This window comes from Jejuibacter sp. L23, assembly GCF_050815825.1.
In the GTDB taxonomy this organism is placed as follows: Bacteria; Pseudomonadota; Gammaproteobacteria; order Enterobacterales; family Enterobacteriaceae; genus Jejubacter; species Jejubacter calystegiae.
On record NZ_CP138199.1, the window covers coordinates 2,890,935 to 2,906,438 of the forward strand.

A 15,504-nucleotide genomic window follows, 5' to 3' on the forward strand; every position below is an offset into this window, starting at 1 on the left:
CAGGCGTGCTACTATGGCGATTAATTAGCATAACTATTCACTTTTCATCTGTTAACGGACCAGCATGAACGCCAGACAGCAGCAAATTTTACAGATGGTAGTCGAACGAGGCCGAATGAATGTTTCGGATCTGTCCAGAATCACCGGCGTGTCAGAAGTGACCATCCGCCAGGATCTCAATCTGCTGGAAAAGCAGAACTATCTGCGTCGCGCCCACGGCTATGCCATGCCGCTGGAAAGCGATGACGTGGAAACCCGTATGATGAATAACTTCCCGGTCAAACAGCGCCTGGCGGAGTACGCCGCTTCGCTGGTGGAAGACGGTGAGACGATATTTATTGAGAACGGCAGCAGCAACGCCCTGCTGGCACGCGAGCTGGGCCATAATCGCCGTCTGACGCTTATCACCGCCAGTAGCCATATTGCCTGGCTACTGCGCGAGAGCGAATGCGAAGTCATTCTGGTGGGCGGCAGTTATCAGAAGAAGAGCGAAACCATGGTCGGTCCGCTGGCCCGCGCCTTTATCCGCCAGATCAATTTTACCAAAGCCTTTATCGGCATTGATGGCTGGCAGTCAGACACCGGTTTTACCGGTAAGGATATGCTGCGCAGCGATCTGGTCAGCGCCGTGCTGGATAAAGAGAGCGAAGCCATCGTCCTGAGCGACAGCTCCAAGTTCGGCATCACCTGGCCCTGGCCCCTGGACGCCCAGCACAGACTCCGTCGGGTCATTACCGATAACGCCCTCGATCGCCGGACGGTACAGCAACTGGAAGAGAGCGGGCTAAAGGTCGATCTGGTTGACTGTCGGGAAGGAGCGTCATAATTTCGCAGTCAGACAGGGGAAAACGGGCAAAGTTTGCGAACGTATTGCGCAGCGCCATGAATTAAGAATTTTTACCTGTTTTAATATTCAGTCGCATTTAAAATAGAACCTAGCGATATAACAGGGAGTGATAATCACCCCAGTGATTTTCGTCATGTATCGCAACGTCGTTTCACGGTTTTGTCTTCAGTACAGGGAATATCCCCTATACTTGAAGGGAGGCATTTTCCCGTGAATATTAATTCAGGAGAAAGCATTATGTCGTTAAATAACAAAAAAATCGCTGCCGCCGTTCTGGCCGTTACCCTGGCAATGTCTCTGAGTGCCTGTGGCCACTGGTCAAAACGCGATCGTAACACCGCTATCGGCGCTGGTGCCGGTGCAATTGGTGGTTCTGTCCTGACTGACGGCAGCACCCTGGGTACCCTGGGCGGCGCAGCGGTAGGCGGCATCATCGGTCACCAGATCGACTAAGGTTCTGAGACCGCCAAAGCGCACACAGCGCTTTGATGTACGACAACAGCGTTGCGAACAGGTCTGACGACAAATTTTAATTGCGGGCCGTGGTATCAAAACCACGGCCCGCTGCTTTTCAGCCGCCCGCCAGTTTAACCTTCATGCCTTTGGCTTCCAGCAGCGTTTTGATCAACTCGCGCTTATCACCCTGAATCTCGATGACTCCATCTTTGAGCGAGCCGCCGCAGCCGCACTTCTTCTTAAGCTCCGCTGCCAGTCGCGCCAGTTCGGCATCGTCGCCATCCACGCCGACGATCAGGCAAACGCCCTTCCCTTTGCGGCCGCTGGTCTGACGCTGAATACGCACGATACCGTCGCCTTTCGGCCGTTCGACGACCGGTTTAGACTCTTTGATGCGCCCGGTCTCCGAAGACCAGACCAGGCGGCTGTTGTTATCGTTCATTATGCCTCCTTCAGCGACTGACGGATGGCCTGCAGCGTGGCCTCCGGATCCGCCGACTGAGTAATGGGCCGACCGATGACCATATAGTCCACGCCCGCCTGCTGTGCCTCTACGGGCGTCATAATACGGCGCTGATCGCCAGCCGCGCTTCCTGCGGGGCGAATGCCCGGCGTCACCAGCTTAAAATCTGCGCCCAGCGCTGACTTAAAACGTACCGCTTCCTGAGCCGAACACACCACCCCATCCAACCCACAGTCGCGAGTCAGGCGCGCCAGACGCTCCGCATGATCGGCCGGAGACAGGGTAATTCCAATATCGGCCAGATCGCTGGCTTCCATGCTGGTCAGCACCGTTACGGCAATCAACATGGGCGCATCATTACCGAAAGGCACCAGCGCCTCTCTGGCCGCCGTCATCATCCGCACGCCGCCGCTGGCATGTACATTCACCATCCATACCCCAAGCTCTGCCGCGGCCGCCACAGCGCGCGCAGTGGTGTTGGGAATATCGTGGAATTTAAGGTCCAGAAAAACGTCGAAGCCACGCTGCTGCAGGTCGCTGACCAGTTGGGAGCCGAACAGCGTAAACATCTCTTTGCCCACTTTCAGGCGGCAGTCACGGGGATCGATACGGTCGACGAACGCCAGCGCGCTGTCGCGACTATCATAATCCAGCGCAACAACAATGGGAGAATCTGTAACGGTTTCGGCAGGCTTCATGGCTGTTCCTTCTCTCTGTGGGGTACGCGCGGCGCACTGATGATAAACGGCAGGCATTCTACCCGCCCCCCCGCCAAAAGAACAGCCGCAACCCTGGTTAGCTGACAAGCTTGACGAGGGGCTCGACGCCGGACTGTTCGCGGTTTTAACATCTATAAGTATGTTGTAACTAAAGTCGCTTTTTTTAAAAATTACTGGCCATCGAGGCCGCGAATCGGTTTCACCGTGGACCAGGCACGACAGGACGGACAGTGCCAGTACATAGTAAAGGCGGTAAAGCCACACTTACGGCAGCTGTAGCGCGGTTTGGTACGCAGCTGTTCGCCTACCATATCGCGCAGTGCCATCAGACTCTCTTTCGCGCGCCCTTCTTCCGCCTCGCCCAGGTGATAGTCCATCAGTCGATGGAATACCCGAGTGGTGGGATGCTGCTGGAGCCGATGGGTAATATAGACCTGAGCCGCTTCGTGCCCTTCCCGCTGTTCGATAATGGTGGCCAGCATCAGTTCCGCCGTCGCACCGGTATTTTCGTCTACGCAGCGGCGCAAAAATGTTTCCCACTCCGCCGGTTTTTCCAGATGCTGGTAGCAGGTCTGGAGCATTTCCAGCGTTTCGCTCACCAGATCTTTATCCTGCTCGATAACCCGCTCCAGATGCTCCGCAGCACGGGCATAGTCACTCTTTTCCATCAGCAGGCGCCCCATCATAATAGAGACCCGCGCGCTGTTGCGATCCGCCGCCGCGCCTTTCTTAAGCAGCGTCATCGCACGATCGAGGTCATCATTGCTCATCAGCTGCAGCGCCTGTTCACAGTAGAAGTGAGCGATCTCCACCTTCTGTTTGTCGTATCCCAGCTTCACCAGACGCTCTGCGGTATCGATCGCCTTCTGCCAGTCGCTGGTGGCCTGATATATTTGCAACAGCTGCTGCAGGGCGCTCACCCGGAAATCGGTCTCATCCACCAGTTGGGAAAACATATCTTCAGCCCGATCATACAGCCCCGCAGCCATGTAATCGCGACCCAGTTGCTGTACGGCGAGCAGGCGCTGATCGTAATCGAGGGAAGCGCTCTCCATCAGGGCCTGATGGATGCGGATGGCGCGGTCAACTTCGCCGCGCGAACGGAACAGGTTGCCCAGGGTCAGATGCGCCTCTACGGTACCGCTGTCCTCTTTGAGCATATCAAGGAACAGATCGACCGCTTTATCCTGCTGATTCGACAACAGAAAGTTGACCCCGGCCACATATTCACGCGACAGGCGGTTAGCTTCCTGCTGCTTATCGTTGTGCGCACTTCTGCGCCCCATATACCAGCCGTAAGCCGCGGCGACGGGTAGCAGAAGAAACAGCAACTCCAGCATCTAACGTTATTCCTTCACGGCTGGCATGGCAGCACCGGCAGTGGCTTCAGGCATCGTACTATCGCCCAGTTTCTGCTCCAGGCGCTTTACTTTACGCTCGGCACGCACCAGCGACAGGCGTACACGCAACCAGAACAACCCGCAGATAAGCCAGCCGATAAGAAAACCGGCGCCGAACAGCGTCGCCAACAGCGTCGAGATGCGATAGTCCCCCTGGGCCAGCAGGTAGTTAAAGTGAACGACTTGATCGTTTTGCGCACCCAGCGTCACTGAAATAATGAAAATTGCCAGTACCAGTAAGAAAATCAGTAAATATTTCACATTACTTCCCGTATGTGGTTGTCATCGGATAAAGCCTGACCGAAACCCTGCGTCCAGTCCTATAAATTACCATTTCCCTCTCTGACGGGGAATCATAAAGCGCAGGCCCTTTAATGATATATGGAGGCAAAAGCACCTTTTTACAACACTTTCAGCCGGATTCGCCGGTCTGGCCCTCTTCCCGGGCTGGCGTCAACGGTCCGCACAGTCGCCGGGTCAGCCAACACGCCACGGTGACCAACAGCCAGGCGATAGCGGTAGAAGCCATCAGATCCTGCGGCCAGTGCATTCCCAACAGCAGCCTGCTACCCATCACGCCAGTGGCCCATATCATCAGCACCACCACGCTGATAACCCGCCTGCGCGGCCACAGTAGCCCCACGGCCAGTAATGCCCAGCTGGCGGCAAACATGGTATGCCCGGAAGGAAATGCGAAACCGGTCTCTTTCTGCCAGTGGCCACGCAGCCAGCCCGGTAACTCATGATGCTGTTCGAGTAGCGTTTTCACCTGCTGCCCACGCTGCTGGCGATTTAAATCATAGAACTGCTGAGCCGGAATGCCATGAGACTCCTCAAGCCACATCACATAGGGGCGAGGTTCCTGAACCTGCTCTTTAACCCAGGATTTTACCCCCTGACCGCCGAGGATAGCCGCTCCCAGGATCAAAAACAGCACCAGTGCCGCCTTCAAACGGAAGCGCAGACACCAGAGAAACCAAAAAAACAGCACCAGATGAGTTATTAGTCCCCAGGGTTGAGTTACCGTTTCCGTAACCCAATACATCATTTTCAGCCACAGTGCGCTTTCACCCGGCTGCCACTGCCAGCCACTTAGTGACACTGTAACAGGCATCGCCAGCAGAATAATTGCGCCAGTGGCGGTACGTTTTGCTATCGACAACATCGCTTCTCCTTGTTTGCCGCGTGCTTCAAGGATAACCGAAAAAGTGCACCGAAGGAAAAAACGGCCGCTCCGCTTCGGGGGAGAATGATTGTCGTTATTGCCAATGAGGCGATTGTGCCCGCGATGTGGCAAAATAGCCGATAATAATTGCATACAGCCAGCAACTGGCGGGGGCATTGCAGGCCCTGAATGCGTATCTGGAGAATCACATGCAGCTTAAACGTGTGGCAGAAGCCAAACTGCCAACCCCCTGGGGCGACTTCCTGATGGTGGGTTTTGAAGAACTGGCAACCGGACAGGATCACGTCGCCCTGGTGTATGGGGATATCAGCGATAACGCGCCGGTGCTGGCGCGCGTCCATTCGGAGTGCCTGACGGGCGATGCCCTGTTCAGTCTGCGCTGTGATTGCGGTTTCCAGCTGGAAGCGGCCCTGAGCCATATCGCTGAAGAGGGACGCGGTATTCTGCTCTATCACCGCCAGGAGGGGCGTAATATCGGACTGCTGAATAAGATTCGCGCCTACGCGCTTCAGGATCAGGGTTACGATACCGTAGAGGCCAACCATCAACTGGGGTTCGCCGCCGATGAACGAGACTTCACCCTCTGTGCGGATATGTTCAAACTGCTGGGCGTGGATGCTGTCCGTCTGCTGACCAACAACCCGCGCAAGGTAGAAATTCTGACCGAATCGGGTATTAATATCGTCGAGCGGGTTCCGCTGATTGTCGGGCGCAATCCCAAGAACGAGCGCTACCTCGATACCAAAGCCGCCCGTATGGGGCATCTGCTTTCCGAATAACGCTTTCCCCGCGTTCAGACAGCAACGGGCCGCGCAGTGCGCGGCCCGTTTTTCTTTACCTGTTTACTTAATTCAACATATTGCGGATCACATAGTGCAGAATACCGTCGTTCTGATAGTAGGTCAGTTCGGTGGCGGTATCGATACGACAGCGGCAATCCACCACCTCCTGTCGGCCATCCGGGAAGGTTATGGTGACAGGGACAGCGGCGCCGGGTTGCAGCGCGTTCAGACCGCGAATATCCAGGGTCTCCTCACCCGTCAGCTTCAGGGTTTTACGGGTTACCCCCTGTGGGAACTCCAGCGGCAGAATCCCCATGCCAATCAGGTTTGAGCGGTGGATACGCTCGAAGCTTTCGGCTATAACCACCCTCACCCCCAGCAGACGCGGCCCCTTGGCTGCCCAGTCGCGGCTGGAACCGGAACCGTACTCCTTACCCGCAACCACCGCCAGCGGCGTCCCCTGCTGTTGATAATGCATGGCGGCATCATAGATGGCGACCACATCATCCCCCGGCAGCAGTCGGGTCATTCCCCCTTCCACCTCTGGCACCATCTCGTTGCGGATGCGGATATTGGCGAAGGTGCCACGCATCATCACCTCATGGTTACCGCGTCGCGAACCATAAGAGTTAAAGTCCTGGCGCTCCACGCCGTGTTCCTGCAGATAGCGCCCGGCGGGACTATCCGCCTTGATACTGCCCGCCGGAGAGATATGGTCGGTCGTCACCGAATCCCCCAGCATCGCCAGCAGGCGAGCGCCATGGATATCGTTAACCGGCTCGGGTTCAGCCCCCATCTGCTCGAAGAACGGCGTCAGCCGAATATAGGTGGAATCCTGCTGCCAGCCGTAGGTATCGGCGCTCTCCACCTCAATAGCCTGCCACTCCGGCGTGCCTTCAAAGACTTCCGCATATTCTTTGCTGAACATAGCGGTAGAGACCTGCGCCACCGCCTGCGCAATCTCAGCGCCTGAGGGCCAGATATCCTTGAGATACACCGGATTGCCGGCGCGATCTTTCCCCAGGGGATCGCGGGTCAGATTGATGTTCATATTACCGGCCAGCGCATAGGCCACTACCAGCGGCGGCGAGGCCAGCCAGTTGGTTTTCACCAGCGGGTGGATGCGCCCTTCGAAATTACGGTTGCCGGAGAGTACCGCCCCCACAGTCAGATCGCCGTCGCGAATCGCCTGTTCAATAGGCTCCGGCAAGGGGCCCGAGTTACCAATACAGGTCGTGCAGCCATAGCCCACCAGGTTAAAGCCCAGCTCGTCCAGGTACGGCGTCAACCCGGCCTTCGCCAGATAGTCAGAGACCACCTTAGAGCCCGGCGCCAGCGAAGCCTTAACCCACGGCTGACGCATCAGTCCGCGCTCCACCGCGTTTTTCGCCAGCAGGCCGGCGGCCATCAGCACGCTGGGGTTTGAAGTATTGGTACAGGAAGTAATGGCCGCAATCGCCACCGCCCCTTCCGGCAGCTGATACTGCTGACCGTCCAGGGTATAGGCTACCGGTTCCCGGGGCTGCTGTGGTTTATTCAGCTCCAGTTCGGTGCTGGCACTGAAGGCGGCCGGCACATCACCAAGCGCCACGCGGTCCTGCGGCCGCTTCGGCCCGGCCAGACTGGCTTCGACATCGCCCATGTCCAGCGCCAGGGTGCTGGTAAATACCGGCTCATCTCCCGGATTACGCCAGAGCCCCTGAGCCTTCGAGTAGGCTTCCACCAGAGCTACCTGCTCCTCGCTGCGGCCACTCAGTCGCAGATAGTCCAGCGTCACATTATCCACCGGGAAGAAGCCACAGGTCGCGCCGTATTCCGGCGACATATTGGCGATGGTCGCGCGGTCCGCCAACGGCAGCGAATCCAGCCCATCGCCATAGAATTCAACAAATTTGCCCACCACGCCATGCTTACGCAGCATCTGGGTAACGGTCAGTACCAGGTCGGTAGCGGTAATGCCCTCACGCAGCTTGCCGGTGAGCTTAAAGCCCACCACATCCGGAATCAGCATCGAGACTGGCTGTCCTAACATGGCGGCTTCGGCTTCAATACCGCCCACGCCCCAACCCAGTACGCCAAGGCCGTTAATCATGGTGGTATGGGAATCGGTGCCGACCAGAGTATCCGGATACGCAAGCCATTCCCTCTGCTGCTCTTCACTCCAGACGGTTTTACCCAGATATTCCAGGTTCACCTGGTGGCAGATACCGGTACCGGGCGGCACAACACGAAAGCGACTGAACGCCTGTTGACCCCAACGCAGAAAAACGTAACGTTCATGATTACGCTCCATCTCCAGTTGGACGTTTTGTTCAAAGGCCTGTTCATTGCCGAAGCGATCGACGGTAACCGAGTGGTCGATCACCAGATCGACCGGCGACAGCGGATTGACCTTCGCCACATCGCCTCCCAACCGCTTCACCGCTTCGCGCATGGCGGCGAGATCCACTACCGCAGGCACTCCGGTGAAGTCCTGCATCAGTACCCTCGCGGGCCGGTAAGCGATTTCCCGATCCGCGTGGGCCTGTTTTAGCCAGTCGACCAGCCCCTGGATATCCTGCCCGGTCACCGAATCGCCATCCTCCCAGCGCAGCAGATTCTCAAGTAGTACCTTCAGCGACTTGGGCAGACGCTGAATGTCCCCCAGTCTGGCGGCAGCCTGCGGCAAACTGTAATAGTGATAAGTTTTGTCCAGTACCTGCAGGGTGTCCTTACTGGCTTCCCGTAGTGTCGACGACATAGCTCCTCCTTAGATCGGGGAATCGTGATACCCCGGACAGTCGTCCGGGTTTGTATTAAAGATAACACAAACATAATGTAACGTTTTGATAACAACCCAAAATGCTAAATCCTGGTCCATAGCAGGGCTATTGCGTTAACCGGGAATAAAACAGCAAATCGGGAAAAGTCGTCGACGGATTTATAACGAACGTCAATCAGGCATGCGTGCGCAATAAATACCATGTAATAAGAAGGGATATTTTCGCCATCTATTAAAGACAGCATTGATGCAGATAGCAAAACGCCCGCGATGCGGGCATTTTGAATTAGCGGGTAATAACCCAGACCAGCTGAGCCCAGAACGCCATTGACAGGCTAAAGGCGCTCAGCCATGACCAGTATTTGACGCAATGTCTATTCATAATAAAAGTAACTATTAATTTTATTAATGGATTCAGGTTGATACTTTTATCAACCCCCGGCTGCTGTGGTTATTTTTCATTCAAAAGGTGGTTCGTTATTACTATTAATAGCAAAAAACTCACCATTCCGGATTTACTGACCGGTATTAATTGTTAACTATTATTGTTTTTTGTGATCTTCTTCAGCAAATAAATCAATAAAATCTTGTTGCTGTTTGGTTAACTTCCAGCTGACAGGAAGTTTAATCCCCGAGCGATGCCCGGTTTTATGTTCGTCATTTTTCTGACATACCCGGGATACGGGTGAAATCGGTGTCTGAATCGTCATAATCAGCCCCAGAATTTCCAGACCAGCAGAAGGAGACCTCCCCAAAACAACGCCGACACCAGGAATGCCGCAACCCAGGCTTTACGCTTCAGTTCCGGATCCCGTTGCAGATCGTCATTTGGAGATGACATTGCAGACCTCTTACAATCGACATCACTTATCATAATGCTACCTAACAATTGGCGGGACTAATCGCCATTGGGATTAATCCTAAAGAAACTCTAGCGCAAAATCCAGCGTATTTACGTATATTTTCGCGCCGAAAATTAAATCTTTTGATCTGAAATAAATTATTGGAAGCCAGGGTTTGCCGGAAAGCGACTTATTAACTATGGTTGTTGCCGTTATGTAATGATTTGTGGTAAGGAAGGTTATTAAAACGCAGCGTTATTAGAAATGAGGGTAAAGATGAGAGGGATTACTATTATCTTTCTCTGCTGTTTCGGCGACCCCCTTTTCGCAGGAAGCCGCCGCTGCGATTATTTCGATGGCAGCTTAATATCGCGGAACATCGCTTCAATATCGTCGTTAGAACGTAGCGCTACTGCGGCATCCACCACATCACGGGTTAAGTGCGGCGCAAAGCGCTGAATGAAATCATACATATAGCTACGCAGGAAGGTACTGCGGCGAAAGCCTATCTTGGTGGAACTGTGGCTAAAGATGTCGTGAGCATCAATCCGCACCAGATCGGGATCGGATACCGGATCCACCGCCATACTCGCTATCACCCCTACCCCCAGCCCCAGACGCACATAGGTCTTAATCACATCGGCATCGGTGGCGGTAAAGACGATACGCGGCGTCAGCCCCGCGTGGTTAAAGGCAGTATCCAGCTCCGAGCGCCCGGTAAAGCCGAAGGTATAGGTAACCAGCGGATACTGGGCCAGTTCCTCAATGCTAAGACTCTCTTTAGAAGCCAGCGGATGGTCGGGCGTGACCACCACGCAGCGATTCCAGTGATAGCATGGCAGCATCACCAGATCGTCATACAGATGCAGCGCTTCGGTAGCGATAGCAAAGTCGGCATTGCCTTTAGAGACTGCCTCGGCAATCTGGGTTGGCGATCCCTGGTGCATGTGCAGCGATACCCGCGGGTAACGTTCTATGAATCCCTTGATCACACCCGGCAACGCATAGCGGGCCTGGGTATGGGTGGTAGCGACATACAGGGAGCCCTTGTCTGGCCAGGTGTGTTCGCCAGCCACCGACTTGATGGCATCCACTTTGGACAACACCTCGCGAGCAATGCGAATAATCTCCTCGCCGGCGGGAGTGACCTGGGTTAAATGCTTACCGCTTCGGGCAAAAATTTGAATGCCCAGCTCATCTTCCAGCATGCGCACCTGCTTACTGATGCCCGGCTGGGAAGTATAAAGCCCTTCGGCGGTGGAAGAGACGTTAAGGTTATGGTTAACCACCTCAACGATATAACGAAGCTGTTGTAATTTCATGGCTGTCGGTCCGGGATTAAGCGCGCCACACTTAAGATGATTCGAGAATAAGGAGGGGCATGGCTGTAACAACTATATCACTTATAGCTGATTTGTATAGACCAAAAGAAAAGATAATAATCAGGTTATAACCAGGGGATAAAAAAGGGCCGGAAAATCCGGCCTCTGAAGTTTTTACAGCATGTGAAGATTATTTTTTCTTACCTTCCACCCACTTACCATCCACGAAGAAAGCAGACCAGCCGGTTGCTTTACCCTCTTTTTCGGACGATACGTACTGCTGTTTGGTTTTACGACTAAAGCGCACCACCGTCTTGTTGCCATCCTGGTCCTGCTGCGGCGCGTCGGCCAGGTACCGCAGTTTCTCCGGCAGGCGATCGCGGAAGCGGTACAGCTCTTCCACCAGCGGCGCCCGGGTTTCCCGGGATTTGGGAAAGGTATTAGCCGCCAGGAAGATCCCTGCCGCACCATCGCGCAGTACGAAGTAAGCGTCTGATTTTTCGCACGGCAGTTCCGGCAGCGGAACCGGGTCTTCCTTCGGCGGAGCCACTTCGCCGTTACGCAAAATCTTACGGGTGTTCTTACACTCGTCGTTGGTGCAGGCCATGTACTTACCAAAACGTCCCATTTTCAGGTGCATTTCGGAACCGCACTTCTCGCACTCCACTACCGGACCGTCATAGCCCTTGATGCGGAACTCGCCTTCTTCAATCTCGTAACCGTCACAGGCCGGGTTATTACCACAGACGTGCAGCTTGCGTTTGGGATCGATCAGATAGCTGTCCATCGCCGTGCCGCATTTCGGGCAGCGACGCTTAGCACGCAACGCGTTGGTTTCGGCATCATCGCCTTCCAGTACGTTGAGTACTTCGTTTTCCGGCACCAGGTTAATGGTGGTTTTGCAGCGCTCCTTCGGCGGCAGCGCGTAACCGGAACAGCCCAGGAAGACCCCGGTGCTGGCGGTACGGATTCCCATGGGACGGCTACAGGTCGGACATTCGATGCTGGTCAGGACCATCTGGTTCGGACGCATGCCGCCCTCTTCCGGATCCTTCTCGGCAGTTTCCAACTGGTCGCTGAAATTGTCGAAAAAGTTATCCAGGACCTTACGCCACTCCTGCTGATGGTTGGCCACCTCATCGAGTCGGCTTTCCATCTGGGCGGTAAAATCGTAGTTCATCAGCTCGCGGAAGTTATCTTCCAGGCGATCGGTCACGATTTCACCCATTTTTTCCGCATAGAAACGGCGGTTTTCAACCCGCACATAGCCGCGATCCTGAATCGTCGAGATGATCGACGCATAGGTGGACGGGCGGCCAATACCGCGTTTTTCCAGCTCTTTAACCAGTGAAGCTTCGCTAAAACGCGCTGGCGGTTTGGTAAAGTGCTGTGCCGGAATCAGTTCCACCAGCGACAGCGTATCGCCCTTCTCTACCGCCGGCAGAGTGCGATCTTCATCGCCCTTACGCAGCGCCGGCATCACCCTGGTCCAACCGTCAAAGCGCAGAATGCGCCCGCGGGCCCGCAGTCGGAAGTCACCGGCCCCAACCGTGAGAGTGGTGGAGTCATACTTCGCCGGGGTCATCTGGCAGGCCACAAACTGGCGCCAGATGAGCTGATACAGGCGCTGAGCATCAGATTCCATATCTTTCAGGGTTTCCGCCACGACATTCACATCGGACGGACGAATGGCCTCGTGGGCCTCCTGAGAGTTGTCTTTACTCGCGTACTGGTTCGGCGATGCAGGCAGATACGCTTTACCGAAATTGTCGTCGATATAGCCGCGCGCCATGCTCAGCGCATCCTGACTCAGGTTGGTGGAGTCGGTACGCATATAGGTGATATGCCCCGCCTCGTACAGACGCTGGGCCAGCATCATGGTCTTTTTCACGCCAAAGCCCAGACGGGTACTGGCCGCCTGCTGCAGTGTGGAAGTGATGTAAGGCGCACCTGGCTTGCTGCTGGTCGGTTTATCTTCGCGCTCCACGACGCTGTAGCGTGCTTTTTCAAGCAGCGCCACTGCGGCCATAGTCTGCTCGCGCGTGACCGGACGGAATGGTTTATCGTTCTGATGCGTCACTTCCACCGGCAGGTTTTCGCCGCCCGGCGTGGTCAGGTTAGCATCGACTTCCCAGTACTCTTCCGGCACGAACGCTTTGATTTCACGCTCCCGCTCCACCACCAGACGCACCGCCACCGACTGTACGCGTCCGGCGGACAGGCCGCGGGCTATTTTCTTCCACAGCAGCGGCGAGACCATATAGCCCACCACACGGTCCATAAAGCGCCGCGCCTGCTGGGCGTTGACCCGGTCGAGGTTCAGTTCACCCGGCTTTTCAAACGCCTGGCGAATCGCATTTTTGGTGATTTCGTTAAAGACCACCCGGCTATAACGCGTATCGTCGCCGCCAATCACTTCCCGCAGGTGCCAGGCAATGGCTTCTCCCTCGCGGTCAAGGTCGGTTGCGAGATAGATGTGGTCGGCTTTCTCAGCCAGCGCTTTCAGCTCAGACACCACCTTCTCTTTACCAGGCAGTACTTCGTAGTGGGCCGCCCAGTTGTGCCAGGGGTCGATACCCATACGGTTGACCAGAGCGCCACGCTCATCCTTTTTGCCTTTCCTGGCCGTTTTGGTGGAGGCTGAGTCGGCGCTCTTTTTTTGAGTTGAACCGCTGGTCGGCAAATCACGGATGTGCCCTACGCTGGATTTCACCACGTAGTCACTTCCGAGATACTTGTTGATCGTTTTGGCTTTTGCCGGGGACTCAACGATGACGAGAGCTTTACCCATATTCACCTTTACCTAATCTGATTCTTCCTGCTGATTATTCAGAGAACGTGTCGGTCGATTCACCTGCCACTGGCGACCAACCTCTATATGGCGACAGTGCAAATGGATATCAACCCTGCTCTACCGGCGTCGAAACGGGGATAAAACAGGCACTATCTGTGCAATTTCGATGCAGCGCCACGGGATATTCGGCTGAATGTCAAGCAATTCTGTTGCCAGTTCTGCGAAAGCGTCACACTGTACCTGATAAAATTTGATACGCAACTTTATTAGCATGCAATAGCGAATCCCGCCAGCCAGCTAAACTTTACAGTTCAATACGTAAGCGACCGCAGAATTTGCCCGAACGCCGGACCGGGCGTAAACTACGCACGGTTTGTAAGGAGAATGTGATGCAACGTCAGACCCAACCCGTAACCCGGGAAACTCTGCTTGAAGAAGCCAATAAAATCATGAGCGAACATGAGGATTTTATCAAAGGGATGATCGCCACCGACGTGGTTGAGAAGAACGGCGTGTTGGTTTTTCGCGGCGAATACTTTCTGGACGACCAGGGGCTGCCGACCGCGAAGAGCACGGCGGTGTTTAATATGTTTAAACATCTGGCCCACGTCCTGTCGGAAAAGTACCATCTGGCGGACTGAGCGCCGTAAAAAAGGCCGCTAATGCGGCCTTTCAGATTGATGACTAAAGAGGGAAAAAACGCGGTTTTTCCCTCTTTGTGGTTGAGCTGCCGAAAATCAATAAATTGATTTTCCTTGTTTATTTTTCTGGTGATTCTGGCCGAACGCGTTCGGCCCAGGTTTGTCAGCAGCTTCAAAGGCCGCAAGTGCGGCCTTTCTGCTTAAGGTAACGGGCGTTCGCCCCGCTGCCACCAGCGCAGCAGCAGCCGGTCGGCGCTTTCTGCCGCGCTGCGGGTAAAGCGGTCCACCAGCTTCTTACGCTGTACATAGTGGACGTTGACCGCCTCAAAGCGTTCCAGGCGCGCCAGCAGCCAGTCATCGCTGGTGCCGATCTCATCCACCAGCCCCTTGTCCTGAGCCTGACTACCGTACCAGTGTTCACCCGTAGCGACCGCTTCCACGTCCAGCGCCGGTCGCATACTGTGCACGAAGGATTTGAACAACTGGTGTGTTTCGTTCAGATCTTCGCGGAATTTATCCCGACCCTCCGGCGTGTTCTCGCCAAATAGCGTCAAAGTTCGTTTATATTGCCCTGCGGTGTGCAGCTCCACGTCAATATTGTTGCGTTGTAGCAGGCGGTGGAAGTTAGGCACCTGCGCCACCACGCCAATGGAGCCGATAATCGCGAAAGGCGCGCTGACAATCCGATCGGCCACGCAGGCCATCATGTAGCCACCGCTGGCGGCGACTTTGTCCACGGCGACCGTCAGCGGGACCTTGTGGTCGCGCAGCCGCTGAAGCTGAGAAGCCGCCAGCCCGTAACCGTGCACCACTCCCCCCGGGCTTTCCAGACGCAGCAACACTTCATCCCCTGGCTTATAGGTCGCCAGCACGGCGCTAATCTCTTCACGCAGCGCAGCCACCTCATGGGCGTCCATGCTGCCTTTAAAATCCAACACCCACAACACCGGCTTGCGGGATGTGGTGTTCACCTGTCCCAGCTTCGCACGGGCTTTGGCCGCTTTCGCCTCCTGCTTACGCTGCCGCTTCTGCTCTTTGAGCCATAATTTACGCGCCGGATCATCGAGTAATGCTTCGCTGAGGGAATTCTGCATCTCCTGATACTGCTCATTCAGTTTGGTGACGCGCAGTTCACCGCGCTGCTGCTTTTTATGGCGCGCGGCATTCGCCACCAGCATGACGACAACGGCAATCGCTATCACCACCGTCACCACCCGGGCTAAAAACAATCCATAATTGACGATCAGATCCACATTTCCGCCTTTTCTTTCCTGATAAATAAGCTGACGAC

At 55.2% G+C, this 15,504-nt stretch carries 16 protein-coding genes; 4 read left to right on the forward strand and 12 right to left on the reverse strand.

Annotated elements, in window-relative coordinates; all coding sequences use genetic code 11:
• Positions 1–64: 64 nt before the first annotated feature.
• Complete coding sequence (locus tag SCU88_RS13385; protein WP_175340602.1) at positions 65–826, forward strand: DNA-binding transcriptional regulator YciT; 762 nt, start codon at positions 65–67, stop codon at positions 824–826.
• Between the two features lie 258 nt (positions 827–1,084).
• Positions 1,085–1,300: an osmotically-inducible lipoprotein OsmB gene (gene osmB / locus SCU88_RS13390; protein ID WP_168198828.1), complete on the forward strand. Its 216-nt coding sequence runs from the start codon at positions 1,085–1,087 to the stop codon at positions 1,298–1,300.
• Between the two features lie 118 nt (positions 1,301–1,418).
• Here the strand turns inward: osmB and yciH are convergent, their stop codons facing one another.
• The 5 genes from yciH to pgpB form a co-directional block, all read right to left on the reverse strand.
• Entirely contained in the window at positions 1,419–1,745 is a 327-nt protein-coding gene (gene yciH, locus SCU88_RS13395; protein ID WP_175340603.1) for a stress response translation initiation inhibitor YciH, read from the reverse strand.
• Entirely contained in the window at positions 1,745–2,464 is a 720-nt protein-coding gene (pyrF, locus tag SCU88_RS13400) for an orotidine-5'-phosphate decarboxylase (protein WP_175340604.1), read from the reverse strand. The genes yciH and pyrF overlap by 1 nt, the downstream gene beginning before the upstream one ends.
• A gap of 191 nt (positions 2,465–2,655) precedes the next feature.
• Entirely contained in the window at positions 2,656–3,825 is a 1,170-nt protein-coding gene (gene lapB / locus SCU88_RS13405; protein ID WP_175340605.1) for a lipopolysaccharide assembly protein LapB, read from the reverse strand.
• Between the two features lie 6 nt (positions 3,826–3,831).
• Positions 3,832–4,146, reverse strand: a complete 315-nt coding sequence (locus SCU88_RS13410; RefSeq protein WP_138097730.1) for a LapA family protein — start codon at positions 4,144–4,146, stop codon at positions 3,832–3,834.
• Between the two features lie 151 nt (positions 4,147–4,297).
• Complete coding sequence (gene pgpB, locus SCU88_RS13415) at positions 4,298–5,050, reverse strand: phosphatidylglycerophosphatase B (protein WP_175340606.1); 753 nt, start codon at positions 5,048–5,050, stop codon at positions 4,298–4,300.
• A gap of 209 nt (positions 5,051–5,259) precedes the next feature.
• Here pgpB and ribA point away from each other — a divergent pair, with 209 nt between their 5' ends.
• Complete coding sequence (gene ribA / locus SCU88_RS13420; protein ID WP_138097732.1) at positions 5,260–5,850, forward strand: GTP cyclohydrolase II; 591 nt, start codon at positions 5,260–5,262, stop codon at positions 5,848–5,850.
• Between the two features lie 67 nt (positions 5,851–5,917).
• On the opposite strand, the gene acnA is transcribed toward ribA, so the two are convergent.
• From acnA to topA, 6 genes are all read right to left on the reverse strand, one after another.
• A complete protein-coding gene (gene acnA, locus SCU88_RS13425) occupies positions 5,918–8,593 on the reverse strand; it encodes an aconitate hydratase AcnA (RefSeq protein WP_175340607.1) in 2,676 nt (891 codons plus the stop codon).
• Positions 8,594–8,900: 307 nt separating this feature from the next.
• Positions 8,901–8,996, reverse strand: coding sequence for a small membrane protein YmiC (gene ymiC / locus SCU88_RS13430; protein ID WP_277752980.1), 96 nt, complete (start codon positions 8,994–8,996; stop codon positions 8,901–8,903).
• A 160-nt stretch (positions 8,997–9,156) separates the two neighbouring features.
• Positions 9,157–9,324: a hypothetical protein gene (locus SCU88_RS13435; RefSeq protein WP_168198741.1), complete on the reverse strand. Its 168-nt coding sequence runs from the start codon at positions 9,322–9,324 to the stop codon at positions 9,157–9,159.
• Between the two features lie 2 nt (positions 9,325–9,326).
• The gene (locus SCU88_RS13440) at positions 9,327–9,455 is read right to left on the reverse strand and encodes a YmiA family putative membrane protein (RefSeq protein ID WP_241666522.1); all 129 of its coding nucleotides are present in this window, start codon (positions 9,453–9,455) and stop codon (positions 9,327–9,329) included.
• 348 nt (positions 9,456–9,803) lie between these two features.
• A complete protein-coding gene (gene cysB / locus SCU88_RS13445) occupies positions 9,804–10,778 on the reverse strand; it encodes an HTH-type transcriptional regulator CysB (RefSeq protein ID WP_138097735.1) in 975 nt (324 codons plus the stop codon).
• 190 nt (positions 10,779–10,968) lie between these two features.
• On the reverse strand, positions 10,969–13,569 hold the full coding sequence (gene topA / locus SCU88_RS13450) for a type I DNA topoisomerase (RefSeq protein ID WP_175340608.1): 2,601 nt from the start codon (positions 13,567–13,569) through the stop codon (positions 10,969–10,971).
• Between the two features lie 392 nt (positions 13,570–13,961).
• Between topA and SCU88_RS13455 the strand changes: the two genes are divergently transcribed.
• The gene (locus SCU88_RS13455; protein ID WP_138097737.1) at positions 13,962–14,213 is read left to right on the forward strand and encodes a YciN family protein; all 252 of its coding nucleotides are present in this window, start codon (positions 13,962–13,964) and stop codon (positions 14,211–14,213) included.
• Positions 14,214–14,413: 200 nt separating this feature from the next.
• Here SCU88_RS13455 and sohB read toward each other — a convergent pair whose 3' ends face one another.
• A complete protein-coding gene (gene sohB, locus SCU88_RS13460; protein ID WP_175340609.1) occupies positions 14,414–15,466 on the reverse strand; it encodes a protease SohB in 1,053 nt (350 codons plus the stop codon).
• Positions 15,467–15,504 lie beyond the last annotated feature (38 nt).

What these genes read in the sequence shown, in the direction of transcription:
- SCU88_RS13385 (WP_175340602.1), top strand. Translation starts at nt 65, where the DNA reads ATGAACGCCAGACAGCAGCAAATTTTACAGATGGTAGTCGAACGAGGC.
- osmB (WP_168198828.1), top strand. Translation starts at nt 1,085, where the DNA reads ATGTCGTTAAATAACAAAAAAATCGCTGCCGCCGTTCTGGCCGTTACC.
- yciH (WP_175340603.1), bottom strand. Translation starts at nt 1,745, where the DNA reads ATGAACGATAACAACAGCCGCCTGGTCTGGTCTTCGGAGACCGGGCGC.
- pyrF (WP_175340604.1), bottom strand. Translation starts at nt 2,464, where the DNA reads ATGAAGCCTGCCGAAACCGTTACAGATTCTCCCATTGTTGTTGCGCTG.
- lapB (WP_175340605.1), bottom strand. Translation starts at nt 3,825, where the DNA reads ATGCTGGAGTTGCTGTTTCTTCTGCTACCCGTCGCCGCGGCTTACGGC.
- pgpB (WP_175340606.1), bottom strand. Translation starts at nt 5,050, where the DNA reads ATGTTGTCGATAGCAAAACGTACCGCCACTGGCGCAATTATTCTGCTG.
- ribA (WP_138097732.1), top strand. Translation starts at nt 5,260, where the DNA reads ATGCAGCTTAAACGTGTGGCAGAAGCCAAACTGCCAACCCCCTGGGGC.
- acnA (WP_175340607.1), bottom strand. Translation starts at nt 8,593, where the DNA reads ATGTCGTCGACACTACGGGAAGCCAGTAAGGACACCCTGCAGGTACTG.
- ymiC (WP_277752980.1), bottom strand. Translation starts at nt 8,996, where the DNA reads ATGAATAGACATTGCGTCAAATACTGGTCATGGCTGAGCGCCTTTAGC.
- SCU88_RS13435 (WP_168198741.1), bottom strand. Translation starts at nt 9,324, where the DNA reads ATGACGATTCAGACACCGATTTCACCCGTATCCCGGGTATGTCAGAAA.
- SCU88_RS13440 (WP_241666522.1), bottom strand. Translation starts at nt 9,455, where the DNA reads ATGTCATCTCCAAATGACGATCTGCAACGGGATCCGGAACTGAAGCGT.
- cysB (WP_138097735.1), bottom strand. Translation starts at nt 10,778, where the DNA reads ATGAAATTACAACAGCTTCGTTATATCGTTGAGGTGGTTAACCATAAC.
- topA (WP_175340608.1), bottom strand. Translation starts at nt 13,569, where the DNA reads ATGGGTAAAGCTCTCGTCATCGTTGAGTCCCCGGCAAAAGCCAAAACG.
- SCU88_RS13455 (WP_138097737.1), top strand. Translation starts at nt 13,962, where the DNA reads ATGCAACGTCAGACCCAACCCGTAACCCGGGAAACTCTGCTTGAAGAA.